This window comes from Amycolatopsis sp. NPDC000009, from assembly GCF_055563465.1.
Genome location: NZ_JBVHDI010000013.1, coordinates 114,423 through 137,759 on the forward strand (window position 1 = coordinate 114,423; position 23,337 = coordinate 137,759).

A 23,337-nucleotide genomic window follows, 5' to 3' on the forward strand; every position below is an offset into this window, starting at 1 on the left:
TGGACGTCGAGCCGGGTTCCGTCGCCGAGGCTAGCTCGGGCGTGGCCCGGTGTCGATCACCCCGGCCGAGGCGCCGCCAGTACGAACAGTGAATATACGTATGCAGGCTGAAGATCCCGATCGTCGTCGCCGACCGGTGCGGCGTCGAACGGGGCACCGACTGGATCCGGGGCAGCGCGGTCATCGACCAGTCCGGATACCTCCTGGCGGGACCGGGATTCGCGGACGACGACGGCGGTTCCGCGGTGCTGACCGCCGGCGTCGATCCGGCTTCCGCGAGGGACAAGGTGCTCGGCGAGTACAACGACGCGTTCGCCGATCGACGGCCCGGCCTCTACGCCGCGCTGGTGAAAACCGGTGCCGATGAAGGGAAGTCCATGTCCCCTCCGGATGCCGGCCGGGCTGGAAGAGGTGACCGGCGGGCAGCGGCCTCGCCCTCTCGGCTCGATGTTCCGGCCTGGGGTGCGCTCAAGCACGAACAAGCGCCGACAACGCGAAAGTCACCCTGACCCCGCGCGAAGTGTCCACAAGGGACACTTCGCCTCGATCGAACGCCCGGTCGATGTCATAGTGTCCGAGTCCACGCGGGGTCTTGAGTGTTGGAACGATCATTGCCCCTCACGACCCCGCACAACGGTCTCCGGCTCGCAACACGCCACGTTCGCCCTACCGCTCTGAACAGGCCCGCGATCACGGCACGATGGCCTGGGTACCGGAGACTCCGGCACTCAGGGCCAAGGCCGCGGCTTCACCACGTGAGGTGACGTTCAGCTTCTTCAGAAGGCCGGCGACGTGGAATTTGACCGTGCTTTCGGTGATGCCGAGCGCTGCGGCGATGGACTTGTTGCGTTGACCCTGGGCCACCAGCCGTAGCACTTCGAGTTCGCGAGGGTTGAGGTCTGCCAGCTGACTCTCGTCGACGCGGCCCGCGGCAGGCTCGAACGGGAGGTCGATGGTGACGCGGCTGCCCCAGCCGGCGACGGCGTCGATCTCGACGGTGGCCCCCAGTGTTCTCGCGCGCCCGTCGAGCTGCGAGCGCAGTCCGTGGACGTCGAGGTTCCCGGATTCCTGGTCCCGGATGTCGAGGTGCAGCGCGGTGCTGTCGCTCGACCAGGCGATCCGGAGGCGGGTCAGATCCGGCTGGCCGGTGAAGGCCAGGACCGCCGCACATGTCATCGCCCTGGCGGCATGGGCGACCTCGCCCGGTACCGGCCGTCCGTTCTTCGCCGGGGCCGTGAACTCCAGCTCCGCGTCGTGGTGGCGCAGCATCTGCCGGATTTCCCGCCGCAGCCTGGCGAACGCGGTGTGCATGGGCTCTTCGGACTGAGCGAGATCGGTTTCCCGGGCGGATCGGAGCGCGACCAGCGCGGCCGAGGCGGAGTCGGTCGCGGCGAGCCGGGCGCGGTGGTCGTCCAGCCGGGCCGACCGCAACGTGGTCAGAACCGTGACGAGAGCGGTTTCGTGGGCTGCGGCCATTTCGGCGATCGTCCTGGCGCGTTCGCTGGAGGCCGCGCGGGATTCGGCGAGGTAGTCGGGGCTGGCCTGGGTCACCTGTTGGCGGATCGAGGTCGCGACGATGCCGAAGACCTCGGCCAGGGGATCGGGATACGGGAAGCGAGCCCGGCTCGACCGGGGGACGAGTACGAGCAGGGTGCCGATCGGATCCTGCACGGCCCACACCGTCCGGAGGGTGCCGCCGAGAGTGGCCTTCGTGGTCAGCTGGCGGCCGGGCCGCACGTTCGCCTTGAGTGCTTCGAGTTCGGCGATGGTGACCTTGTCGGTGATTTCCCGGGCGCCGGTGACCTTGCGAGGCCGTCCGGTGCACTCTCGGGTGAAGATGACCAGGGCCTGATGTGGCCAGCCGTCGGCGAGGAAACGCGAAAAACGGTCGGCGATCTCGCGCAGCGGGCCCCCGATGACGTCGCGCAGCGCGGTCAGGTCGGCGGAGTCGGGCATCGGTTGAGCCTAGCCGTCGGCTCGCCTGGTCGAAAGGACAGGATCCACTGGACCGATGACCAGGTCGCCGCCGCGCGTTTCCGGCCTAACCTCACGTGAAGCATGCGCTCATGTGCATGCCTATGTCGCCGAACGGTGGAGGAACAGGGAATGCCACAGCAGGTGCGCGGGGTGATCGCCCGGTCCCGGAACGCTCCGGTGGAGCTGACGGACATCGTGATCCCGGACCCGGGCCCCGGCGAGGTCGTCGTATCGATCGCGGCCTGCGGGGTCTGCCACACGGATCTGACCTACCGTGACGGCGGCATCAACGACGAGTTCCCGTTCCTGCTCGGCCACGAGGCCGCGGGCACCGTGGAAAGCGTCGGAGAGGGCGTGGATTCGGTGCGGCCGGGGGATTTCGTCGTCCTCAACTGGCGCGCGGTGTGCGGGCAGTGCCGCGCCTGCAAACGCGGACGTCCGCAGTACTGCTTCGACACGTTCAACGCGACACAGAAGATGACGCTGACCGACGGCACCGAGCTGACCCCGGCCCTGGGCATCGGCGCGTTCGCGGACAAGACACTCGTCCACGCCGGACAGTGCACCAAGGTCGATCCCGCCGCGGACCCGGCAGTCGCGGGCCTGCTCGGCTGCGGCGTCATGGCCGGGCTCGGCGCGGCGGTCAACACCGGCGCGGTCGGCCGCGGGGATTCGGTCGCGGTCATCGGCTGCGGGGGTGTCGGCGACGCCGCCATCGCCGGGGCTCGGCTGGCGGGCGCGGGTACGATCATCGCGGTCGACCGGGACGAGCGGAAGCTCGCGTGGGCACGTGAACTCGGCGCGACCCACACCGTCGACGCCTCCGGCACCGACACGGTCGCCGCGATCCAGGAACTGACCGGCGGTTTCGGCGCCGACGTCGTCATCGACGCGGTCGGCCGTCCGGAGACGTGGAAGGCGGCCTTCTACGCGCGTGACCTGGCGGGCACGGTGGTCCTGGTCGGCGTTCCGACGCCGGACATGCGCCTGGAGATGCCGTTGATCGACTTCTTCTCCCGTGGTGGCGCGCTGAAATCGTCCTGGTACGGGGATTGCCTGCCGGAGCGGGACTTCCCGATGCTGATCGACCTCCACCTGCAGGGCCGGTTGCCGCTGGAGCGGTTCGTGACCGAGCGGATCGGCCTCGACGGTGTCGAGAAGGCCTTCCACGCCATGCACGCCGGCGAGGTGCTGCGTTCGGTGGTGATCCTGTGAGCGGGGACCTGCGGATCGAACGTGTCGTCACCGCCGGGGTCTTCGAACTCGACGGCGGGTCGTGGGACGTCGACAACAACGTCTGGCTCGTCGGGGACGACGACGAGGTCGTGATCGTGGACGCCGCGCACGACGAGAAGACCATCACCACGGCGGTGGGCGGCCGTGACGTGGTCGCCGTCGTCTGCACCCACGGGCACAACGACCATGTCACCGTCGCTCCGCAGCTGAGCGAACACCTGCACGCGCCGGCAGTTCTGCATCCGGGGGATCAGGAGCTGTGGGAGATGACCCACCCCGGCATCCGTTTCCGGCGGATGGAGGACGGTGAGCGGATCGCCGTGGCCGGCACGGAGATCGAGGTCATCCACACACCGGGACACTCGCCTGGATCGGTTTGCCTGTATCTTCCCGAGGCCAAGGCGCTCTTCTCCGGGGATACGCTGTTCTCGGGAGGGCCCGGCGCGACGGGACGCTCGTTCTCCGACTTCCCGACGATCATCTCCTCGATCAGCGAACGGCTTTTCACCCTGCCCGAGGACACCACCGTCCACACCGGACACGGCGACCCCACCACGATCGGCACCGAAGCGCCGCACCTGGCCGAATGGATCGCCCGCGGACACTGAGGATCGGTGGTCGCGCCGATCACCATCGGCCTGCTGCTCATCGAGATCACCGGCGCCGACGCGGCCGTCACGGTGGACACCGACCGGCCTTTCGGTGCGAATTCTCTCCCGCCCGGGGTCACCCCACTGGGTTATCTCTGCGTTTCGCGCGAGACAGGAGCGTCCGCGCGGTGTCCCTCCAGTGCGATGTTCCGCAAAGGAGGGAGGACGGTATGCGGCTTCCGGAGTCACGAGGGCCGGTGAGTGCCCGGGTCATCGAAGCACTGACAGGAAGTCCGGGGCAGGCGGTGCTGGCCGAAGTTCGTTCGTCCGGCCAGCCGGGCGCGGTCTGCGACGACGATCTCCAGCTGGCTCTTTACCTGTGTTACGAGCTGCATTACCGCGGTTTCGCCGGGGTGGACGAGCGCTGGGAATGGGATCCGGGCCTGCTCTCGTTGCGGTCGGTGCTCGAACGCGAATTCGAACGGGATCTGCTGCGAAGGGTCGGGCATCCGGTCGCCGAGAATCCGCGCGATCTGCCGGTGACGCTCACCGCGCTCGTCGAGTCCGCGGACGGCCCGCCGCTGGCCAGGTATCTGCAACGCTCCGCCACGGCGCAGCAGTTCCGCGAATTCGTCCAGCACCGGTCGGTGTATCACCTGAAGGAGGCCGATCCGCATACGTGGGCGGTGCCGAGGCTGGCGGGGCCGGTCAAGGCCGCGCTGGTCGACATCCAGGCCGACGAATACGGCGGCGGTCGCGCGGACCGGATGCACTCCGAACTGTTCCGCTCCACGATGCGGGCCTTCGGGCTGACCGACACCTACGGCGTTCACGTCGATTCGGTGCCCGCCGTGACGCTGGCGACGTCCAACCTCATTTCGCTGTTCGGCCTGCACCGGCGGTGGCGGGGCGCGCTGATCGGGCATCTCGCGGCCTTCGAGATGACGTCGTCGCTGCCGAACCGCCGCTATGGGCAAGGCGTGCGCCGGCTCGGCGGCGACGACGTCGCCGCCCGGTTCTTCGACGAGCACGTGACCGCCGACGCGGTGCACGAGCAGATCGCCGCCCACGACCTGTGCGGCGGATTCGCGCGCCAGCATCCGGAACTGGCGGGGGATGTGCTGTTCGGGGCCGCCTGCTGCCTCGACCTCGACGCGGCCTTCGCCGAACACCTGCTGGATTGCTGGCGGCGGGGCGTGTCCTCACTGCGACCCGAGCACGCGGCGAGGGCGTCATGACCGTCCGCGGCGAAGGGGCGCGGGTCACCGTCTACGAGAACGGGCCGCTGCTGCTCCGCGGCCGGTTCACCGTCGAGGATCAGGGCGGCAAACCGGTCGTGACCGCACGCACGGTCGCGGTGTGCCGCTGCGGGCGGACCGCCTTGCCGCCGTGGTGCGACGGCAACCACAAGGCAGGCAAAGGCGCGCCGATGAGCCGCTGAGTGGTGACGGGGCGTCCGGACAGCGGCTCGCCGTCACCTGCCCGGGTGACCGGCCCACCGATGCTTCACGGCGTCGACGAAGGCACCGAACTCCACGGTCATCGAGACCGTGCCGGGGTCGAGCATCCACTGCTGCTGCAGGCCGTCCAGTACGGCGATCGTCGTGTGCACCAACGTGGCCACCGGGGCGTCGGCCCGGATCTCCCCGCTGTGCTGTCCACTGTGGATCGCTTCGGTCAGCCACCGGGTCACTGTCGAGTAGTGCGATCGCGTCCACTGGTGCGCGGGGTGCAGCGGATCGGTGGCTTCGGCGGTCACGCGTACGAACAACCCCACCAGTTCCGGTCGCGTGGCGTTGCGGGCGACCAGCGCCTCGAGCGCCGCGAACGCGGCCCAGCTCAGGGGCATCCGGTCACCGCCTTGCCGGAGGAAGCGGGTGTCCTCCGCGTCGCGCGCTTCGAGCACCGCCGTCAAGAGGGCGGTCTTGCTGGGAAAGTGGTGCAGCAGCCCGGACTGGGAAAGCCCGGCGGTGCGCGCGACGGTGGCGATCGAGGTGCCGCGGTATCCGGTGGCGGAGAACAGTTCGGTGGCCACTCGTACGACGGCCGCCCGCGACGCCGCGCCGGCCGCTTCCCCGCGTGTGGTGGGCCGGTCGGCGGGGAGGGACATGAAGCGCTTCTCCTGGCGGTCCTGCGCTCGCGCGCCCGATGGGGTTACGAGCGCAGGGTAGCCCGCCAAGGCCGGAGGGGCGCGAACCAGGCCGCCTAGCCCGTTTGCGCCCAGAATTCCGCGAAGAGGCGCGCCGTGACGTCCGGCTTTTCCTCGTTCGGTGTGTGCCCCGCGCCGGCGATGACCTCGTACCGGGCGCCGAGGCGGGCCGCCATGTCGCGTTGTGCCTCCGGCGGCCACGCCGCGTCGTTCTCCCCATGGGCCACCATGATCGGGACCCCGGCCGCCCGCAGTTCCGCCACGCGGTCCGGTTCGCCGGTGATGGCGCGGGCGATGCCGAGCAGATTGGCCGGGTTGGTCTCGTGGATCCGGGTCCGCAGATAAGTCACGACCGGTTCCGGTGCCCCGGCGGCGAAGAACGGTTCGAGGAATCGCCAGGCGCCGGCCGAACCTTCGGCGGCGATGGCGTCCTGCAGCGTCGGTCCGGCCGGTCCGGTGACGGTGGAGCCGCCAGGGCCCGAGCACAGGATGGTGTAACTGCGGAAGCGGTCCGGCTCCCGGATCACCGCCGCGCGCGTGACCAGGCCGCCGAAGCTGTGCCCCGCCAGATGGACCCGCTCGCCGGGCACGACGGCGTCGAGGACCTCCAGCAGGCCGGTGGCGAAGGCGTCCACGGTGTAATCGCCGGCGTCGTCCGGGCCTTCGGACAGCCACTGTCCTTGCTGGCTGTAGGTCAGCACGTCGTAACCGGCTTCGGTCAGCCCGCTCAGCATCGGCACGAAGTCCTCTTTGGACCCGGTGTAGCCGGGGACGAGGACGGCGACGCCCTTGGCCGCGCCGGCGCCGCCTTCCGGCGTGGCCCGGACGGCGGACAGCCTGCCGGCCGTGGTGGGCACGGTGAGGGTGCGGGCTCGTGAGGGAAGGGAGTACAACGGTTGCTCCTCGGGGTCAGCGGACGGATCGGATGGGCAGGAACGCGGCGGCGCCGACGAGCACGAGCAGGCCGGCGACGGCGAACAGGACGTGGTACCCGGCAAGGGTGATGAGAAAAGCGGAGAAGGTCGGTGCCACCGCTTGCGGGAAATTGGTGGCGACGTTGAGCAGTCCGAGGTCCTTGGCGGCGTCGTCGCCGCTCGGCAGCACCTGGGTCATCAGCGCGACATCGAGGGTCATGTAGGTGCCGAACCCGAAGCCGGAGATCGCCGCGAAGGCCAGCATGCCCCCGATGGTCGGGCTGATCAACGGGCACGCCAGGCCGACGGCGATGATCACCGATGCGGCGATCACGAACGGCTTGCGGCGTCCGACGCGGTCCGACCACGGGCCGGTGACGAAGCTGGAGAGCACCGTGCCGACGAGCATCACCAAGGACAGTTGCCCGGTGACGGCGTTCGCGCGCTCCAGCGGAATTCCCACGTGGTCGACCAGGATGTAGAGCTGGAAGTTGTAGACGGCCCAATAGCCGAGCACGAACGACATCCGGGCGACGAAGGCCCAGGCGAAGTCGGGGTGACGGCGCGGGCTGACCCAGAAACCCTTCAGGAACGCCGACCACGACCAGGCCGCACGCGGCTGCCCCGCACTCGAGGTGTCGCGGTTGACGAGCACGAACAGCAAGATGACCACGAGCACGACGGCGGCGAAGACGCTGTAGCCGATCCCGAGGTCGGTGGCGAACCGGGCGGCCAGCAGCACTCCCGCGGTGGCGCCGACCATGCTGCCGACGCCGACGAAGGCGGACGCAGTGCCACGCTGCCCGGGCGGCAGCCGGTCGGCCAGGATCGCCGTCATCGGGCCCTGGACGATATTGAGCGAGACCTGCACGAGGAGCCACAGCACGGCCAGCAGCGCGACGGAGCCCGCCACGGGAAGCGTCACCAGGAACACCGCGCCGAACAGCGCGCCGAGCATCATCCACGGGGTGCGGCGGCCGAACCGGCTGCGCGTGCGATCGGACAGCGCGCCGACGATGGGCTGCACGAAGAGCGTGGCGAACGCCGACACGCTGACCACCAGGCCGAGGCTGCCGACCTTTCCCGCGGGGTCGACCTCGGCGACCTGGTTCGGCAGCAGGATGCCCAGCAGGCCCGAATAGGCGAGGAAGAGGGAGAAGTTGCCGACCAAGAGCGACCCGATGAGCACGCGCCCGCGCCCTGGACCAGGGCGGGGGCCGGGAACATCGTCCGGCGCGACGGTCGCGGGGTGCGGTGCTGGGTCAGGCAGTGTGGGGGCCATGGCCGCCTCCTGAACGCGATGCCGGGCACCACTGCCACGGCGAATGCGGCGCATCACATCACGGCAACCGACCGCGTGGTCGGTCTGTTTATGTGTTCGTGACCTATTAGGGTCGGGTATGTGACTTCGGCCGGGTGGCTGGCCGGCTCAGGTGGCCTGGCGCAGCAACTGGACCAAAGCGCTGAACGAGGCGGCCATGTCCGCCTCGTCGGGGTCCAGCAGCCACTGGAACTGCATACCGTCCATGACCGCGATCACCAGGGGTGCCACGGCTTCCGGGGTGAGGTTCCCCGGCAGGCGGTCGCCGAATTCCCGGCGCAGGGTCTCGGTCAGTGAGGCGCGGATCGTGGCGTACCGGCGGGTGAAGAACTCGCGTGCCGGATGGTCGCCCGTGACGCTCTCGCCGAGCAGTGCGGAGAACGTCTGGACCACGCCTGGCCTGCTCGAGTTGTATTCCACGAGGGTGGCCAGCAGGTCCAGTGGCCATGGCCCCGTCGCCTGTTCGGTGGTGCCGGCGGTGTCCCATTCGTCGCGCGCCTCGAGAAGGGCGACGAGCAGGTCCTCCTTGGTGGGGAAGTAGTGCAGGAGGCCCTGCTGGGTGATGCCGACGCGTTCGGCGACGGCGGCCAGGGACGCGCCGCGGTAGCCGCGTTCGGCGATGACGGCCATGGCCGCCTTGAGGATCTCGCCGCGCCGGTCCGCGCGCCGCCGTCCGGGGCGGGCCGTGTCGGCGTGCTCGGCCGGGTCTGTTGCGCGCACTGGGCAAGGGTAGCCGGTGGCTTGTCGATAACAGAATGAATACGAAACCTACCGAGTATCAGGTAGGTAGGTCACGATGGCTGCCATTCGAGCGGAGCCCGCCGGGCACCGTCGCCACCTCGACGAGGAGGACCGGCTGTGGACAACGTCATCGCGGCCACTCCCACGGCCCCCGAGGCCGAGGCGGACGCGCGTGCGCCCCGCGGTTTCGTGCTCCGGCTGGGACTCGCCAACTTCGGTCTGTACGCCGCCTTGATGACCCCGGTCATCGTCACGCTGGCGCTGCGGGTCGCCGAGGTCGCGCCGCAGGCCAAGGAATCCACCCTCGGCCTGGTGCTGGGGGTCGGCGCGATCCTGGCTCTTCTCGTGAACCCGTTGTCCGGCAGGCTTTCCGACCGGACCCGGTCGCGGTTCGGCCGGCGCCGTCCGTGGCTCGCCGGCGGCACCGTCGCCGGAATCCTCGGCCTGGCGGTGATCGCCTTCGTGCCGTCCGTGCCCGCGCTGGTGGCCGGCTGGGCGATCGTGCAGGCCGGATTCAACGCCGTCTACGCCGCACTGATGGCGACGATTCCGGACCAGGTCCCGGAAAGCGGCCGCGGCACGGCCTCCGGCGCGATCGGCACGAGCGTGACCGCGTCCGTGCTGGCCGGATCGGGTATCGCCGCGCTCAGCTCGGACGCGCGAGTGATGTTCCTGCTGCCCGCCGTCCTGACCGTCGTGCTGGTCGGCTGGTTCACCCTGAAACTGCGGGACCGGCGGCTGGAGACGGCCCCGGAACGCTTCTCCGCGAAGCAGTTCTTCGGCAGCCTGGTGTTCAACCCCGCCGCCGCGCCGGACTTCGGCTGGGCCTGGCTGACGAAGTTCCTCGTCATGTTCGGCTCGGTCGCCCCGATGACCTACCTCGCCTACTACGTCCCGTTCCGGATGGGCCTCGCGCCGGCGGAGACGGCGGGCATCGTCGCCGGGATGATCGCCGGCGGATACGCGGTGCAGTCCCTGATGGCGCTGCTCGGCGGCTGGGTCTCCGACCGGTTCGGCAGGCGCAAACCGTTCGTCATCGGCTCCGGCGTGATCGTGGCCATCGGCCTCGGCGTGCTGGCCGCCGCCCCGAACCTGCTGTGGATCGGCGTGGCGCAACTGGTGCTCGGCATCGGCGGCGGCCTGTTCTACGCGGTGGACATGGCGATGATCACCCAGGTGCTGCCGGATCCCGCCAACCCGGCCAAGGACCTGGGCGTGGTCAACATCGCCAACGCCCTTCCCCAGTCGCTGATGCCGATGATCGCCCCGTTCGTGCTGGCGGTGGGCGGCGGCCGGAACTATCCGCTGTTGTTCGGCATCGCCGCCGCGGCGGCGCTCGCCGGAGCCGTCCTGGTCGGCCGGATCAAGGGAATTCGATGAAGCGGCGGACCGGCCGCCGTGTCACTACAGAGGGAGTCGCAGTGAACAGTCACCACGCCGATCACGGGGCCGAGATCGAGGCGGCGATCGACGCCGCCTTGCCCGCCCTCGGCCTCGACGTCAAGACGAGGCTGGTGGCGGGTCAGGGCATGTGGTCCCTGCCCCCGCTGCCGGAGATCGGCCTGCGATCGCTGGTGATGTCCGACGGCCCGATCGGGGTCCGCGGTGTGCGCTGGACTGCCGCCGACCCCTCGATCGCCCTGCCGAGCCCCACCGCGATGGCGGCCACGTGGGACCCCGGGCTCATCCGCCGGGCAGGCCACCTGCTGGCGCAGGAAGCGCGCCGCAAAGGCGTGCACGTGCTTCTGGCGCCGACGGTCAACCTGCACCGTTCACCCTTGGGCGGCAGGCATTTCGAGTGCTATTCCGAAGACCCGTTCCTCACCGGCGCGATCGGGACCGGGTATGTGCGCGGCGTGCAGGAGGGCGGTGTCGGGACCACCGTCAAGCACTTCGTCGCCAACGACGCCGAGACCGACCGGTTCACCGTCGACAACCTCGTCGACGAGCGCACGCTTCGCGAGCTGTACCTGACGCCGTTCGAGATGATCGTCGCCGGTGCGAAGCCGTGGGGGGTGATGGCGGCCTACAACTCGGTGAACGGCCCGACGATGACCGAGCACGACGAACTGCAGAACGGGGTTCTGCGGGGAGAGTGGGGTTTCGACGGCGCCATCGTCTCCGACTGGTTCGCCACCCGGTCCACCAAGGGCGCCATCGACGGCGGGCTCGACGTCGCGATGCCCGGCCCGCGCACGGTCTACGGCGAAGCCTTGGCCGCGGCCGTCCGCGCCGGTGCGGTGCGAGAGTCCACAGTGGACGAGGCGGTGCGCCGGGTACTGCGCCTGGCCGCGCGGACCGGTGCCTGGGACCGGGTCGCTCCCGCCGTCGCGGAGGACGAGCTGCCTGCCCCACTCGACGGCGTGGCGCTGGCCAGGGAACTCGCCGGACGGACGTTCGTGCTCCTGCGCAATCGGGACGAGGTGCTCCCGCTGGACGCCGCCCGTCACGGCACCGTCACCCTGCTCGGCGCGGCCGCGCGGGACGCCCGGGTGCTGGGCGGCGGCTCGGCCCAGGTCTTCCCGGAGCGCGTGGTGTCCCCGCTGGAGGGCCTGCGTGCCGCTCTGCCGGAGGGGGCACTGACCTACCGCATCGGTGCCGACCCGACGGACGAGCTCAGCGTCGCCGGCAACTGTTTCGGGCTGCGCGCGGTGTGCCGGGACGTCGAGGGAACGGTGCTGGGTGAGGAACCACTGCCCCAGGGCATGGTGCAGTGGTTCGGTACCGACCTGCCCGACGGGGTCACGCTCGACCGCCTGCACTCGGTGGAGATCACCGGACGGTTCACTCCGCGCGAGTCCGGGCTGCATTCGTTCGGTACCAAGGGTCTTGGCGCGTTCGTCCTGTCCGTCGACGGCGCGGTGCTCTTCGACGGCGTCGCGGTCGCCGACGGCCTCGACCCCTTCGAGGCGTTCTTCGCCGCGCCGTCCGAGCGGGCCAAGGCGGAGCTCGTCGCGGGAAGAACCGTCGAGGTCAGCCTGGTCTACACCGTTCCCGACCTGTCGGAGGCGCCGGTCACGACCATCAGTTGCGCGCTGGTGCACCGCGAGCCCCAGCTCGACGCCGACGAGCTGATCGAGGAGGCGGTGGCCGCCGCGTCCGTGTCCGACACCGCGATCGTGGTCGTGGCGACCACCGAGCGGGTGGAGAGCGAAGGATTCGACCGCGCCGACCTGCGCCTGCCGGGCCGCCAGGACGAACTGGTGCACCGGGTGGCCGCGGTCAACCCGCGCACGATCGTCGTGGTCAACGCCGGCTCCCCGGTGGAGATGCCGTGGCGTGACGAGGTCGCCGCGGTGCTGCTGAGCTGGTTCCCCGGACAGGAGGGCGGTTCCGCGCTCGCCGACGTCCTGCTCGGCGAGACCGAACCAGGTGGCAGGCTGCCCACCACGTGGCCGGCCCGGCTCGGCGACGCGCCGGTCACCCAGGTGCGTCCTCAGGACGGGAAGCTCGGCTACGACGAGGGTGTCTTCATCGGCTACCGCGCCTGGCAACGGGGCGACGCCGAACCGGCCTACTGGTTCGGTCACGGACTCGGCTACACCGACTGGTCCTATGAGGACGCCCGCGTCCTCGAACCGGACACTGTGGACGGTGACGTGCGGGTCATGGTGACCGTGCACAACTCCGGCATCCGCGACGGCCGTGAGGTCGTCCAGGTCTACGCGTCCCGTCCGGACAGCGCGGTGGACCGCCCGCACCGGTGGCTCGCCGGTTTCGCGACCGTGAAGTGCGCCGCCGGGGCGCGGGCCACGGTGGACATCACCCTTCCCCGGCGTGTCTTCGCGCACTGGGACGGCGGATGGGCTGTCGAAGCGGGGGAATTCGGTCTCCACATCGGACGGTCGGCCGCCGACATCCGGCTCGTGCGCGCCACGACCCACACGCCAACCGCAGGCCAGGCGTAGGTCCGTGAAGGCCTCCTTGAGGGACCCAGAGTCCCTCAAGGAGGCCTTCACGGACCTTCGGCAGCCGACCCGCGAGATTGCCTTACCCCTCGATAAGTCCCCAGCACGAAAGGAAACCGCCCATGAAAACACGTTCGGTCCTCAAGGCCGGTGCCTTGCTGGCGGCCACCGCCACCGTGGTGTTCACCGGTGCCTCGGGTGCGGCCGCCGCGCCGGCGCCGCTGGCCGGGATGCGCGTCCTGCTCAGCAATGACGATTCGATGCAGGCCGCGCGGCCGGACGGCGCGGACGGCGTCGGCCTGTACGACCTGCGGAAACGGCTCTGCGCCGCGGGGGCCGACGTGATCGTGGTCGCGCCGTGGGCGTACATGAGCGGTGCGAGCGGAGCGGTGACCACCGGTGGCACCGTCTCCGCGCAGCGTCGCACCGTGATGCCCGCCGGATACCGGCAGGACTGCGCGGGAGCGCCCAGCGGCGGCGCGGTGTTCGGCCTGTGCCGGGGAGCTTCGCCGTGCACGGCGGCGTCCCCTTCGGCCACCCCGGCCGACACGGTGAAGTTCGCGCTGCGCGGTGGACTCGGTCATCTGGTGGGTTGGCGCGACGAGCCCGACGTCGTGGTGACCGGGATCAACTCGGGGCCGAACGTCAGCTCGGCGATCAACGACTCGGGCACCGTGGGCGCCGCGATCGCCGCGCTCGACAGCGAGGTCCCGGCGGTGGCGTTCAGCGGGATGGTCGGGGACGGCCTGGTCGTCGGCCGGAAGACCTACGAGGCCGCGGCCGGGTTCGGTGCCCGCCTGCTGACCCAGCTGCGGCAACGCGACCTGCTGTCCCCGCGGTTCGCGCTGAACGTGAACTACCCCGACGCGGCGCGAGGCAAGGCGAGCCGGGTGTCCTGGACCAGCATGGGCACCGGCCCGCTCGGCGTGGCCACGTTCGCCCCCGTGGACGCCGACACCTTCACCCTGGGCCTCGGTCTCTGCCCGGCGGACCGGTACTGCCTGCCCGAGACCAAACGCGATTCGGACACCGAGGCCATCCGCCGCGGCGAGGTCTCGATCACGCCGATCACGGCGGACCGGACGCTTCCGGGCCGGGACGCGGACCGGGTCCGGGCGGCCGTCATCGGCGGACGGCTGCCCGGCTGAGGGGGAGCTGCCCGGTCACCGATGCGTGGTGGCCGGGCAGCGGGCGTCCGCTGACTACAGCCCGGTGGCACGGACCCGTTCCCGGCCGGAGAGGCACAGGACGTTCTCGGTGTGCTGCGGCGCGGCGAGGGTGTCGACCGCGAAGTAGTGGCCGCGAACGGTATCGCTCTCCGGTGCGGGATCGCAGGAAACAGCCCTCGGTGCCCGCGGGCACGAATCCGGTCGGAGCGCGCGGTTGACTGCGCGGTGCGCACCGGCTTACCTTGATGTGAGGCTGATATATTAGTCGTCATGTTATAGATATACGGAAGGTGGGTTCCATGTCCGCACCGGTCGACCGCCCGCGGGCGGAGACGGCGTGAGCGTCGTGACCGAGCCGCCCGGCGCCGACCTGCCTGATCATCCGGACTTCTTGTGGAAGAACCCGGAACCGAAGAAGACCTATGACGTCGCGATCGTCGGCGGGGGCGGGCACGGGCTGGCCACCGCTCACTACCTGGCCGCGAACCATGGCATCACGAACGTGGCGGTGCTGGAGAAGGGCTGGCTCGCCGGCGGCAACATGGCCCGCAACACCACGCTGATCCGGTCCAACTACCTGTGGGACGAATCCGCGGCCATCTACGAGCATTCCTTGAAACTCTGGGAAGGACTGGAAGACGACCTCGGCTATCCGATCCTGTTCTCCCAGCGCGGTGTCCTGAACCTCGCGCACACCGAGCAGGACGTCCGGGACTCCGTGCGCCGGGTGGAGGCCAACAGGCTCAACGGCATCGACGCCGAGTGGCTGACGCCCCGGCAGGTCAAGGAGATCTGCCCGATCGTCGACATCTCGGACGAGATCCGCTACCCGGTGCACGGCGCGACGTACCAGCCGCGTGCCGGGATCGCCAAGCACGACTACGTCGCGTGGGGTTTCGCGCGGCGCGCGGACGAGGCCGGGATCGACCTGATCCAGGACTGCGAGGTCACCGGGTTCACCGTGGACGGTGACCGGGTCACCGGGGTGCGCACGACCCGCGGCGACATCGGCGCCGGCACGGTCGCGCTGTGCGCGGCGGGCCACACCTCGGTGCTGCTGGAGATGCTCGGGATCCGGGCGCCGCTGCAGTCGCATCCGTTGCAGGCGCTCGTGTCCGAACTGCTGCGGCCGGTGCATCCGACGATCGTGATGTCCAACGCGGTGCACGTCTACGTCTCCCAGGCGCACAAGGGCGAGCTGGTGATGGGCGCGGGTGTCGACGCCTACAACGGTTACGGCCAGCGCGGTGCGTTCCACGTCATCGAGCGGCAGATGGCCGCGGCCGTGGAGCTGTTCCCGGTGTTCGCCCGCGCGCATCTGCTGCGCTCGTGGGCGGGCATCGTCGACGTCACTCCCGACGCCAGCCCGATCGTCGGACACACCCCTTACGAGAACGTGTTCGTGAACTCCGGCTGGGGAACGGGCGGGTTCAAGGCCACCCCGGGTATCGGCTGGTGTTACGCGGACACCATCGCCAACGGCGAACCGCATCCGTACGTGGCGCCGTTCGCCTTGGACCGGTTCGTCTCCGGCGCGCTCGTGGACGAGCACGGCGCCGCCGCCGTCGCCCACTGAATCGAGGACCGTCATGCAACTCGTCCGCTGCCCGTGGTGCGGCCCTCGTGAGGAGGTCGAGTTCCACTACGGAGGCCAAGCCGACGTCGCCTACCCCGGGAATCCCGCTGAACTGACCGACCGGCAATGGGCGGAATTCTTGTTCTACCGCGACAACCCGAAGGGCCCGTTCGCCGAGCGCTGGAACCACACGGTGGGCTGCCGTCGCTGGTTCAACGCCGTCCGCGACACCCGCACCTACGAGTTCCTCGCCACCTACCTCGTTGGCGAGCCGCCCCCGGCCGCCGTCCGGCCGGAGGTGACCGGATGAGCCGCGTCGCCGGATACGGCCGGATCGACCGGGACCGTCTGCTCACCTTCACCTTCGACGGCCGCGCCTACACCGGCCACCCGGGCGACACGCTCGCCTCGGCGCTGCTCGCGAACGACGTGCACCAGGTCGGAACGAGCGTCAGGTTGGGCCGCCCGCGCGGGATCGGCGCCGCGTGGACCGAGGACCCGACCGGCCTGGTCCAGATCGAGAAGCCGTTTCCCGAGCCGATGCTGCAGGCGTCCACTGTGGAGCTGACCGAAGGTCTGGTGGCCCACAGCCTCGACGGGCAGGGCCGGCTCGCCGAAGTGCCTGATCCGGCCCGCTACGACCGCAAGCACACCCACACCGGCACTTTGGTCGTCGGCGCCGGGCCTGCCGGGCTGCTCGCGGCCCGCGACGCGGCCCGCGCCGGGGAATGTGTCGTGCTCGTCGACGACCGTGCCGAGCCCGGCGGCACGCTCACCGGAGCCGAGATCATCGACGGACGCCCGGCCCGGCGGTTCGTCGACGAGGTCGTGGCGGAGCTGACCGCGCACCCGCAGGTCGTCCACCTGCAGCGCACCACGGCGTTCGGCCGGTACGACGACGGGTTCGTCCTCGCGGTCGAGCGGCGCACCGACCACCTCGGTGCCGAGACTCCGGCGCATCGCTCGCGGCAGCGGGTGCACCGCATCCGGGCGCTCAGGGTCGTCGTCGCGACAGGGGCGATCGAACGACCGGTGGTCTTCGAGGACAACGACCGGCCGGGCGTCATGCTCGCCTCGGCCGCCCACGACTTCCTGCACCGCTACGGCGTTCTCGTGGGCCGGGAGATCGTGGTGTGCACGACCGGCGACTCCGCCTACGCCGTGGCCGTCGACCTCGCCGGGGCCGGTGCGCGGGTGACCGTGCTCGACGCGCGCGACCGCGCGCCGGCGGAGTGGGACGCCCGCTGTGCGGCCAGGGGGGTCGAAGTCCGGCCGGGCGCGGTCGTCACGGGCACCGAAGGAGAGCGGCGCGTCTCGGGCGTGCTCGCCCGGACCTCGGACGGTGGCGTCCGGCTCCCCGCCGACCTCCTGCTCGTCTCCGGCGGCTGGAACCCGGCCGTGCACCTCTTCAGCCACGTCAAGGGAGCACTGGCCTACGACGCGGGCCTCGGCGCGTTCCGGCCCGCGAGTCCGCTGCCTGGCGTGACCGTGATCGGCGCGGCCAACGGGATCTTCGCCTTGGCCGACGTCCTGCGCGACGCCGCGGGCGACGACGCTCCGGCCGTGGCCCCCGAGCCGGTGCCCACTCCCGCGAAGGTGCTCTGGAAGACCGACGGGGATCCCGCGCGGCAGTTCGTGGACATCCAGCGCGACGCCACGGTCGCCGACATCGCGCGCGCCGTCGGTGCGGGCCTGCGATCCGTGGAGCACGTCAAGCGCTATACGACGGTCGGCACCGCGCACGACCAGGGCAAGACCTCCGGTGTGATCGCGTCCGCCATCACGGCGGAGCTGCTCGGCTGCGGGGTCGCGGAGCTGGGCACCACCACGTTCCGGCCGCCGTACACCCCGGTCGCCTTCGCCGCGCTGGCCGGCCGCGAGCGCGGACGCCTTTTCGATCCCGAGCGCGTCACCGCGCTGCACAGCTGGCACATCGAGGCCGGAGCGGTGTTCGAGGACGTCGGGCAGTGGAAGCGCGCTCGCTACTACCCGCGTACCGGTGAGGACATGGACACCGCCGTCCTGCGCGAATGCGCCGCGGTCCGGGACGGCGTCGGCATTCTCGACGGGTCGACACTGGGCAAGATCGACGTACAGGGTCCGGACGCCGGAGTGTTCCTCGACCGGATCTACACCAACATGATGAGCACGCTGAAGATCGGCCGCGTGCGCTACGGCGTCATGTGCGGCGTCGACGGCATGGTGTTCGACGACGGCACCGTGCTGCGCATCGCGGAAAACCGCTACCTCGTCACCACGACCACCGGCGGCGCGGCCGGCGTGCTGGACTGGATGGAGGAGTGGCTGCAGACCGAGTGGCCGGATCTGCGGGTCCACCTCGCCTCGGTCACCGAGCACTGGTCCGTCTTCCCGGTCGTCGGACCGCGCTCGCGCGACGTCGTCGGGGCGGTGTTCCCGGACGTCGACGTCTCGAACGAGCGGTTCCCGTTCATGTCCTGGCAGGACACCTCGCTCGACGGCGTACCGGTCCGGCTGGCCCGTATCTCGTTCTCCGGCGAGCTGGCCTACGAGGTCAACGTCAGCTCCTGGTACGCCGTCGCGCTGTGGAAGCGCCTGCTGGCGGCGGGGGAGCGGTTCGGCATCACGCCCTACGGCACGGAGACGATGCACGCCCTGCGCGCCGAGAAGGGATATCCGATCATCGGCCAGGACACCGACGGCACCGTGAGCCCGCACGACCTCGGCATGAGCTGGGTCGTGTCGAAGAAGAAGGACGACTTCCTCGGCAAGCGGTCGTTTTCCCGTGAGGAGAACCAGAACCCGCTGCGCAAGCAGTTCGTGTCGCTGCTGCCGACGGACCGCCGCACCCGGTTGCCGGAAGGTGCCCAGATCATCGAACGTCGCGACGACGGACGGCTGCCCGAGCCGCCCGTTCCCATGCTCGGCCACGTCACGTCGAGCTACCACAGCGCCGCGCTCGGCCGCCCGTTCGCGCTGGCGCTGGTGAAGAACGGACGGGCGCGCGTGGGCGACCTCGTCCACGTTCCCGTCGGCTCCGGGCTGATCGAGGCACGGATCGGCGAAACCGTGCTGGTCGACCCGGAAGGAGCACGCCGCGATGGCTGACACTCTCTACCGCGCATACCCGCTCGATGCCTGGAAGCCCGCCCTGGCGGCGCTGAGCCGCGCCGTCGACGGGTTGACCGCGCAAGCCGAAAGCGGGGTCGCCGCCGTGGACCTGCGGCTCGATCCCGATGGCCCGGGTCCGCAGGCGCTCGGCCGCACGATCGGCGCCGCGCTCCCAGTCGAGCCGAACACCTGGACCCCCACCGCGGACGGCCAAGTGGTCTGGCTCGGCCCCGGCGAATGGCTGGTCACCTCCGCGAATGCCGTGCCGCACGAACTCGAGGAGACGCTCGGCCGGGCCGCCTCCGGCTACGACGGCGCCACGGTCGACGTCACCGCCCAGCGGACCGGCATCCGGCTGCGCGGACCGCTCGCGCGTGAGGTGCTGACGTTCGGGTGTTCGCTGGACCTGCGGCCCGCCGCCTTTCCCGCGGGGGCCTGCGCGCAGACCACCGTCGGCCGAGCCGTCGTGCTGCTGCTCGCCCTCGGCGAGGAGGACCTGCGGTTGTTCGTCCGGCCCTCGTTCGCCGGATACCTCGCGGAGTGGCTGCTCGACGCCGCCGGCGAATTCCGCTGAGCGGTCAGATGATCGCGCGGATCGCCTTCTCGAACCCGGTGACGTGAGCCAGCGCGATCTTCCCGGCCGAGCCGGCGTCTCCGTCGGCGATCGACCGGAGGAGGCCGACGTGCTCGGCGATGTGCCGGTCGAACTGGGTCATCCGGTCGAGGAACAGGCAGAAGATGCGCGTCGCCAGATTGTGGTACCGGATCAGGGTGTCTTCCAGATGGGGGTTGCCGGCGGCACGGTAGATCGTGCGGTGCACCCGCAGATCCCACTGCATCAGCTCGTGCCGGGACATCGCGCGGACGTCGCCACCTTCGATCGTGTCGGCGAGCTCGACGACGTCCGCGCGGACGTCCGGCGCCGCCATCGTCGCGGCACGCCGGGCGGCCAGCGGCTCCAGCTGCGTGCGGATCTCGGAGATGTAGGCGAGATCGGAGATGTCCACACCGGTGGCGAACGTCCCGCGGCGCGGGTACGAGACCACCAGACGATCCAGCTCCAGCCGCTTGAGGGCCTCGCGCACCGGCGTCCGGCCGATCCCGATGGACTCGGACAACGCCGCGTCGTCGATCGGGGCCATCGGCGGGATGTCCAGCATGATCAGCCGATCCTGGAGCTCGGCATAGGCGCGGTCGGCGAGCGACCGCGGCCGGCGGTCCAGGTCGCGCGGGAGACGAACAGGGCTCACGACGTCATCCTAGCCGGTGATATCCACAGCGGCACCAGAAGTCACAGCACTGGTCAGAACTTAAATACAACTGATATATTAGACTGGTCGTCGGACGTCGAGGAGTACCCAGATGAGCCGGAGCACCGTCCTCACCCTGAGCTGCCCCAACCGCACCGGGATCGTGCGCGCGGTCAGCGGCTACCTGTTCGAAAACGGCTGCGACATCGATCAGCACCAGCAGTTCGACGACTCCGTGCGGGACCGGTTGTTCATGCGCACCCAGGTCTCGGCTCCCGACGAGATCGATCTCCGGGAGCTCGCCGAAGGGTTCGCGCCGGTCGCCGCGACGTTCCAGATGACCTACGACTTCGCCGCCGACCACGACGCGCGGGTCCTCGTGATGGTCTCCAAGCTCGGCCACTGCCTCAACGACCTGATCTTCCGCTGGCAGGCCGGCGGCCTTGGTGCGGACCTGGTCGCGGTGGTGTCCAACCACGAGACGCTGCGCCCCATGGCCGAGGCGGCCGGGTTGCCCTTCGTGCACGTACCCGTGACCCCCGAAACCAAGGAAGCCGCCGAGGCCAGGTTGTTGCGGCTGGTCGACGAGTTGGACGTCGAACTCGTCGTCCTCGCCCGGTACATGCAGATCCTCTCGGACGCGACGACCAAGGCCCTCCACGGACGCGCGATCAACATCCACCACTCGTTCCTGCCCGGTTTCAAGGGCGCCAAGCCGTACCACCAGGCCTACGAACGCGGCGTCAAACAGGTCGGCGCCACCGCGCACTACGTGACCTCCACTCTGGACGAAGGCCCGATCATCGAACAGGAGGTGATCAGGATCGACCACACCTACGACCCGCGCGCCCTGCAGACGGTGGGGCGCGACGCCGAAGCGCTCGCGCTGTCCCGCGCGGTCCGCTGGCACTGCGAGCGCCGTGTCCTGCTCAACGGCGCCAGCACGGTCGTCTTCCCCTGACCGCAGGGGATCGTGTGCGTGTGGTGCCTCGCTGTGCGGCGCTCGCCGGGGCGCACCTGTCGGATGGGCGTCGACGACCTCGATCATGGTCGGGGAGAAGGCCGCCGATCTGATCACCGGCTGACGCGGCCCGCCCCACCGAAGCACTGACCGGCAAGCGGCAGTTTTGGTTTGCAGGGGTCACAATCGCCCCGCATTCTGTGACACTTTCACGGGCTGTGTCCCGCTGTGACAGCGCGAGAAGGGAATCTGCTGTGTCCGGAATGCTCAACAGACGCAAGGCGATCGCTCTCGGTGGTGGTGCCGCGCTCGGCGTCCTGGCCGCCGGTGCCGACACGGCCGCCGCCGCGACGGGATGGTTCAGGCTGCCGATCGTCACCGCCAACATCGGCCGTGACAACCTCGGCGCGCGCGAGGCCGCGATCGACGCCGTCCGCAACTGTGACCCCCAGGTGCGGCCCCTGGTCGGCTGGCAGGAGATCAACGAGGGCGACACCGGTGAGCGCGCGATGATCGACCACTACTTCGGGCCCCTGTACAACAACACGTTCCTGCGGCACAACACGTCGTTCCGGATCCCGATCTCGATCCCGCAGCCCTGGGAGGTGGCGAGCGCGAAGACCACGTACGTGCACGGCGGCATCAGCGGGGTGACCCCGCCCCGCTGGATCAACGAGGTCGTGGTGCGGCACCAGAACCACCCGGCACTCCAGTTCGCGCTGATCAACTCGCACTACATCGCGAACGCGTACAACGGCGACCAGCGCGCCGACCTGCGGGACGAGTGGAACGAGCACAAGAGGATCCACGCCAGTCGCGTGCTCGCGCACCACAACGTCGGGCGCCTGGTCTTCTGGACCGCGGATACCAACAACCGGAACTATTACAAGGCCACCAGCCTGGACGCGGAGCGCCGGTGCTTCGGCACCGGGATCGACCGCATCAACTGGCTGGCGGGCAACGGCGTCGTCCAGGAGCAGTTCATCGACACCAAGACCGTGGACATGCGCGTGGACGGGCATGACGCCCGGGTCGCCGTCTTCCAGGTCCGCCTGGCCTGACGGCGGCGCGGGCCGGGTGCCACTCCCCGATCCCGCGGAGGCCGGCGGTTCCCCACGCCGAGGGAACCGCCGGCCGCTCCATCAGGGCCGGAGCCAGGGCCCGGTCATCGCGGCGAGAAGGCTGTGCTGCGGATCGTCGGCCCCCAGCTCCCACATCATCATGCCCGCCAGGCGGTGGCGTTTCGCGAACAGCGAGCGGTCCTGGATGGACCGCGGGTTCTCGTAGCTCACCCAGATCTTCTTCTCCGGGTTCCAGAGGTACGGCGAGCGGACAATGGGGTCCCAGCCCTTGCGGAATCCGGGATCACCGGCCCACTCCGGGCCCATGAGGACCTTGTAGTCGAGGAACTGCATGGCCGTGTACGGCTGGTAGAGGCCGTCGTTGGCGGTCGAGGTGACGGTGAACGCCCGACCGTAGAAGGGAACGCCGAGGACGATCTTCTCGCGCGGGACACCGTGGCCGGTCATGTACTTCAGCGCGCCGACGTTGTTGTTGTACTCGTCGTTCGGATCACCGGGCCGCTTGACCAGCGGGTCGTTGAAGCAGGAGAACTTCGAGTAGCCCGTGCAGAAGTCGTAGGTCATCAGGTTGAAGATGTCGACGAGCCTGCCGACTTCACGCAGGTCGAAACTGGTGGACGCGTCGTAGGGCGCGCCCCCGGTCCCGGTGCCGTCGTCCTGCACGCGGCCCGCGGGGATGTCCGCGGACAGCTTCATGGCGCGGCCGGGCCTGCCGTGTTCGCGGGCATAGCGCTGCAACTGTGTCCGGAATTCCTTGAGCAGCAAGGTGAAGTTCGCGCGGTCGGCGGGCGAGTTGCCGATACTGGGCAGCCCTCCGGAGACCGGGAACTCCCAGTCGACGTCGAATCCGTCGACCAGCCCGACTGGGAACGCGCTCAGCCAGTTGTCCACACAGGACTTCACGAAGGCGCGCCGGGATTCCGCGGTCGCGGCGCCGGCACCGAAACCCGGTGCGGCCCAGCCGCCGATGGAGATCAGCACGGTCAGGTCGGGGTGGCCGCGTTTCACCGCCGCGAGGCTTTCGATGTCCTTGCGCTGCTTGGCGTCCGGGGTGCTGCACCGGCCGCCCGCCGGTGAGGCGAACCAGTAGCTGATGGTGTTCAGCATTTCCCAGGGGACCTGATCGGCGGGCGGCGTGCCACCCCAGAACGCCTCCAGGACCGGCCGGTCCGGTGGCGGGGCGGCCTCGATCTCCGGTGTCCCGGAAGCAGGCGAGGCGGGGAGCAGTGCCAGGACCGCGGCGAGGCACAGCCCCAGCCGTAAGGCCAGATTCTTCGGTCGCATGGAAGATCCTTTCTAGTGGGGATGCGTCGGAAATGCGGTGCGTACATCGGTGTCGCGCACGATTTGAGCGCTTCCGCCTGTCGAACGTG

21 protein-coding genes are annotated in these 23,337 nt (G+C 70.0%); 14 read left to right on the forward strand and 7 right to left on the reverse strand.

The features are described from left to right. Positions 1-245 precede the first annotated feature (245 nt). Positions 246-509: a hypothetical protein gene (locus tag ACZ3HL_RS29380; RefSeq protein WP_465534824.1), complete on the forward strand. Its 264-nt coding sequence runs from the start codon at positions 246-248 to the stop codon at positions 507-509. A 181-nt stretch (positions 510-690) separates the two neighbouring features. Here the strand turns inward: ACZ3HL_RS29380 and ACZ3HL_RS29385 are convergent, their stop codons facing one another. Beyond that, positions 691-1,956, reverse strand: a complete 1,266-nt coding sequence (locus ACZ3HL_RS29385; protein ID WP_465534825.1) for a helix-turn-helix transcriptional regulator — start codon at positions 1,954-1,956, stop codon at positions 691-693. A gap of 150 nt (positions 1,957-2,106) precedes the next feature. Between ACZ3HL_RS29385 and ACZ3HL_RS29390 the strand changes: the two genes are divergently transcribed. The 4 genes from ACZ3HL_RS29390 (at position 2,107) to ACZ3HL_RS29405 (ending at position 5,244) form a co-directional block, all read left to right on the forward strand. Next, positions 2,107-3,192 (forward strand): S-(hydroxymethyl)mycothiol dehydrogenase, encoded by a 1,086-nt coding sequence (locus ACZ3HL_RS29390; protein ID WP_465417631.1) that lies wholly within the window; start codon positions 2,107-2,109, stop codon positions 3,190-3,192. Then, the gene (locus ACZ3HL_RS29395) at positions 3,189-3,821 is read left to right on the forward strand and encodes an MBL fold metallo-hydrolase (protein WP_465534826.1); all 633 of its coding nucleotides are present in this window, start codon (positions 3,189-3,191) and stop codon (positions 3,819-3,821) included. Before ACZ3HL_RS29390 ends, ACZ3HL_RS29395 begins: the two co-directional genes overlap by 4 nt. A 212-nt stretch (positions 3,822-4,033) precedes the next feature. After that, positions 4,034-5,041 carry an iron-containing redox enzyme family protein gene (locus ACZ3HL_RS29400; RefSeq protein ID WP_465534827.1) on the forward strand — a complete coding sequence of 336 codons (1,008 nt, stop codon included), beginning with the start codon at positions 4,034-4,036 and terminating at the stop codon, positions 5,039-5,041. Continuing rightward, entirely contained in the window at positions 5,038-5,244 is a 207-nt protein-coding gene (locus ACZ3HL_RS29405) for a CDGSH iron-sulfur domain-containing protein (protein ID WP_465534828.1), read from the forward strand. The genes ACZ3HL_RS29400 and ACZ3HL_RS29405 overlap by 4 nt, the downstream gene beginning before the upstream one ends. 33 nt (positions 5,245-5,277) lie before the next feature. Here the strand turns inward: ACZ3HL_RS29405 and ACZ3HL_RS29410 are convergent, their stop codons facing one another. The 4 genes from ACZ3HL_RS29410 to ACZ3HL_RS29425 all read right to left on the reverse strand — a co-directional run bounded on the left by ACZ3HL_RS29410 (position 5,278) and on the right by ACZ3HL_RS29425 (position 8,907). Continuing rightward, on the reverse strand, positions 5,278-5,913 hold the full coding sequence (locus ACZ3HL_RS29410) for a TetR/AcrR family transcriptional regulator (protein WP_465534829.1): 636 nt from the start codon (positions 5,911-5,913) through the stop codon (positions 5,278-5,280). A 95-nt stretch (positions 5,914-6,008) separates the two neighbouring features. After that, a complete protein-coding gene (locus tag ACZ3HL_RS29415) occupies positions 6,009-6,845 on the reverse strand; it encodes an alpha/beta fold hydrolase (protein WP_465534830.1) in 837 nt (278 codons plus the stop codon). Between the two features lie 16 nt (positions 6,846-6,861). Beyond that, a complete protein-coding gene (locus ACZ3HL_RS29420; protein WP_465534831.1) occupies positions 6,862-8,148 on the reverse strand; it encodes an MFS transporter in 1,287 nt (428 codons plus the stop codon). 147 nt (positions 8,149-8,295) lie between these two features. Further along, positions 8,296-8,907, reverse strand: coding sequence for a TetR/AcrR family transcriptional regulator (locus tag ACZ3HL_RS29425; protein ID WP_465417617.1), 612 nt, complete (start codon positions 8,905-8,907; stop codon positions 8,296-8,298). A 138-nt stretch (positions 8,908-9,045) separates the two neighbouring features. On the opposite strand from ACZ3HL_RS29425, the gene ACZ3HL_RS29430 reads away from it, so the two are divergent. The 7 genes from ACZ3HL_RS29430 to ACZ3HL_RS29460 all read left to right on the forward strand — a co-directional run bounded on the left by ACZ3HL_RS29430 (position 9,046) and on the right by ACZ3HL_RS29460 (position 19,245). Further along, entirely contained in the window at positions 9,046-10,308 is a 1,263-nt protein-coding gene (locus tag ACZ3HL_RS29430; RefSeq protein WP_465534832.1) for an MFS transporter, read from the forward strand. A gap of 41 nt (positions 10,309-10,349) precedes the next feature. Then, the gene (locus ACZ3HL_RS29435; RefSeq protein ID WP_465534833.1) at positions 10,350-12,836 is read left to right on the forward strand and encodes a glycoside hydrolase family 3 protein; all 2,487 of its coding nucleotides are present in this window, start codon (positions 10,350-10,352) and stop codon (positions 12,834-12,836) included. Between the two features lie 122 nt (positions 12,837-12,958). Next, positions 12,959-13,984, forward strand: coding sequence for a 5'/3'-nucleotidase SurE (gene surE, locus ACZ3HL_RS29440; RefSeq protein WP_465534834.1), 1,026 nt, complete (start codon positions 12,959-12,961; stop codon positions 13,982-13,984). Between the two features lie 358 nt (positions 13,985-14,342). Next, a complete protein-coding gene (locus ACZ3HL_RS29445) occupies positions 14,343-15,581 on the forward strand; it encodes a sarcosine oxidase subunit beta family protein (protein ID WP_465534835.1) in 1,239 nt (412 codons plus the stop codon). Between the two features lie 13 nt (positions 15,582-15,594). Continuing rightward, positions 15,595-15,891 (forward strand): sarcosine oxidase subunit delta, encoded by a 297-nt coding sequence (locus ACZ3HL_RS29450; RefSeq protein WP_465534836.1) that lies wholly within the window; start codon positions 15,595-15,597, stop codon positions 15,889-15,891. Then, a complete protein-coding gene (locus tag ACZ3HL_RS29455) occupies positions 15,888-18,668 on the forward strand; it encodes a 2Fe-2S iron-sulfur cluster-binding protein (RefSeq protein WP_465534837.1) in 2,781 nt (926 codons plus the stop codon). Before ACZ3HL_RS29450 ends, ACZ3HL_RS29455 begins: the two co-directional genes overlap by 4 nt. Then, positions 18,661-19,245, forward strand: a complete 585-nt coding sequence (locus ACZ3HL_RS29460; RefSeq protein WP_465534838.1) for a sarcosine oxidase subunit gamma — start codon at positions 18,661-18,663, stop codon at positions 19,243-19,245. Before ACZ3HL_RS29455 ends, ACZ3HL_RS29460 begins: the two co-directional genes overlap by 8 nt. Positions 19,246-19,249: 4 nt before the next feature. Here the strand turns inward: ACZ3HL_RS29460 and ACZ3HL_RS29465 are convergent, their stop codons facing one another. Then, positions 19,250-19,921, reverse strand: coding sequence for a GntR family transcriptional regulator (locus tag ACZ3HL_RS29465; protein ID WP_465534839.1), 672 nt, complete (start codon positions 19,919-19,921; stop codon positions 19,250-19,252). Positions 19,922-20,033: 112 nt separating this feature from the next. Between ACZ3HL_RS29465 and purU the strand changes: the two genes are divergently transcribed. Further along, positions 20,034-20,882, forward strand: a complete 849-nt coding sequence (gene purU / locus ACZ3HL_RS29470; RefSeq protein WP_465534840.1) for a formyltetrahydrofolate deformylase — start codon at positions 20,034-20,036, stop codon at positions 20,880-20,882. Positions 20,883-21,145: 263 nt separating this feature from the next. Then, positions 21,146-21,943 (forward strand): hypothetical protein, encoded by a 798-nt coding sequence (locus ACZ3HL_RS29475; RefSeq protein WP_465534841.1) that lies wholly within the window; start codon positions 21,146-21,148, stop codon positions 21,941-21,943. A gap of 81 nt (positions 21,944-22,024) precedes the next feature. Here ACZ3HL_RS29475 and ACZ3HL_RS29480 read toward each other — a convergent pair whose 3' ends face one another. Continuing rightward, complete coding sequence (locus ACZ3HL_RS29480; protein WP_465417594.1) at positions 22,025-23,248, reverse strand: glycoside hydrolase family 18 protein; 1,224 nt, start codon at positions 23,246-23,248, stop codon at positions 22,025-22,027. Positions 23,249-23,337: the final 89 nt, after the last annotated feature.

What these genes read in the sequence shown, in the direction of transcription:
- ACZ3HL_RS29410 (WP_465534829.1), bottom strand. Translation starts at nt 5,913, where the DNA reads ATGTCCCTCCCCGCCGACCGGCCCACCACACGCGGGGAAGCGGCCGGC.
- ACZ3HL_RS29480 (WP_465417594.1), bottom strand. Translation starts at nt 23,248, where the DNA reads ATGCGACCGAAGAATCTGGCCTTACGGCTGGGGCTGTGCCTCGCCGCG.
- ACZ3HL_RS29450 (WP_465534836.1), top strand. Translation starts at nt 15,595, where the DNA reads ATGCAACTCGTCCGCTGCCCGTGGTGCGGCCCTCGTGAGGAGGTCGAG.
- ACZ3HL_RS29455 (WP_465534837.1), top strand. Translation starts at nt 15,888, where the DNA reads ATGAGCCGCGTCGCCGGATACGGCCGGATCGACCGGGACCGTCTGCTC.
- ACZ3HL_RS29405 (WP_465534828.1), top strand. Translation starts at nt 5,038, where the DNA reads ATGACCGTCCGCGGCGAAGGGGCGCGGGTCACCGTCTACGAGAACGGG.
- ACZ3HL_RS29420 (WP_465534831.1), bottom strand. Translation starts at nt 8,148, where the DNA reads ATGGCCCCCACACTGCCTGACCCAGCACCGCACCCCGCGACCGTCGCG.
- ACZ3HL_RS29385 (WP_465534825.1), bottom strand. Translation starts at nt 1,956, where the DNA reads ATGCCCGACTCCGCCGACCTGACCGCGCTGCGCGACGTCATCGGGGGC.
- ACZ3HL_RS29460 (WP_465534838.1), top strand. Translation starts at nt 18,661, where the DNA reads ATGGCTGACACTCTCTACCGCGCATACCCGCTCGATGCCTGGAAGCCC.
- ACZ3HL_RS29400 (WP_465534827.1), top strand. Translation starts at nt 4,034, where the DNA reads ATGCGGCTTCCGGAGTCACGAGGGCCGGTGAGTGCCCGGGTCATCGAA.
- surE (WP_465534834.1), top strand. Translation starts at nt 12,959, where the DNA reads ATGAAAACACGTTCGGTCCTCAAGGCCGGTGCCTTGCTGGCGGCCACC.
- ACZ3HL_RS29390 (WP_465417631.1), top strand. Translation starts at nt 2,107, where the DNA reads ATGCCACAGCAGGTGCGCGGGGTGATCGCCCGGTCCCGGAACGCTCCG.
- purU (WP_465534840.1), top strand. Translation starts at nt 20,034, where the DNA reads ATGAGCCGGAGCACCGTCCTCACCCTGAGCTGCCCCAACCGCACCGGG.
- ACZ3HL_RS29475 (WP_465534841.1), top strand. Translation starts at nt 21,146, where the DNA reads ATGCTCAACAGACGCAAGGCGATCGCTCTCGGTGGTGGTGCCGCGCTC.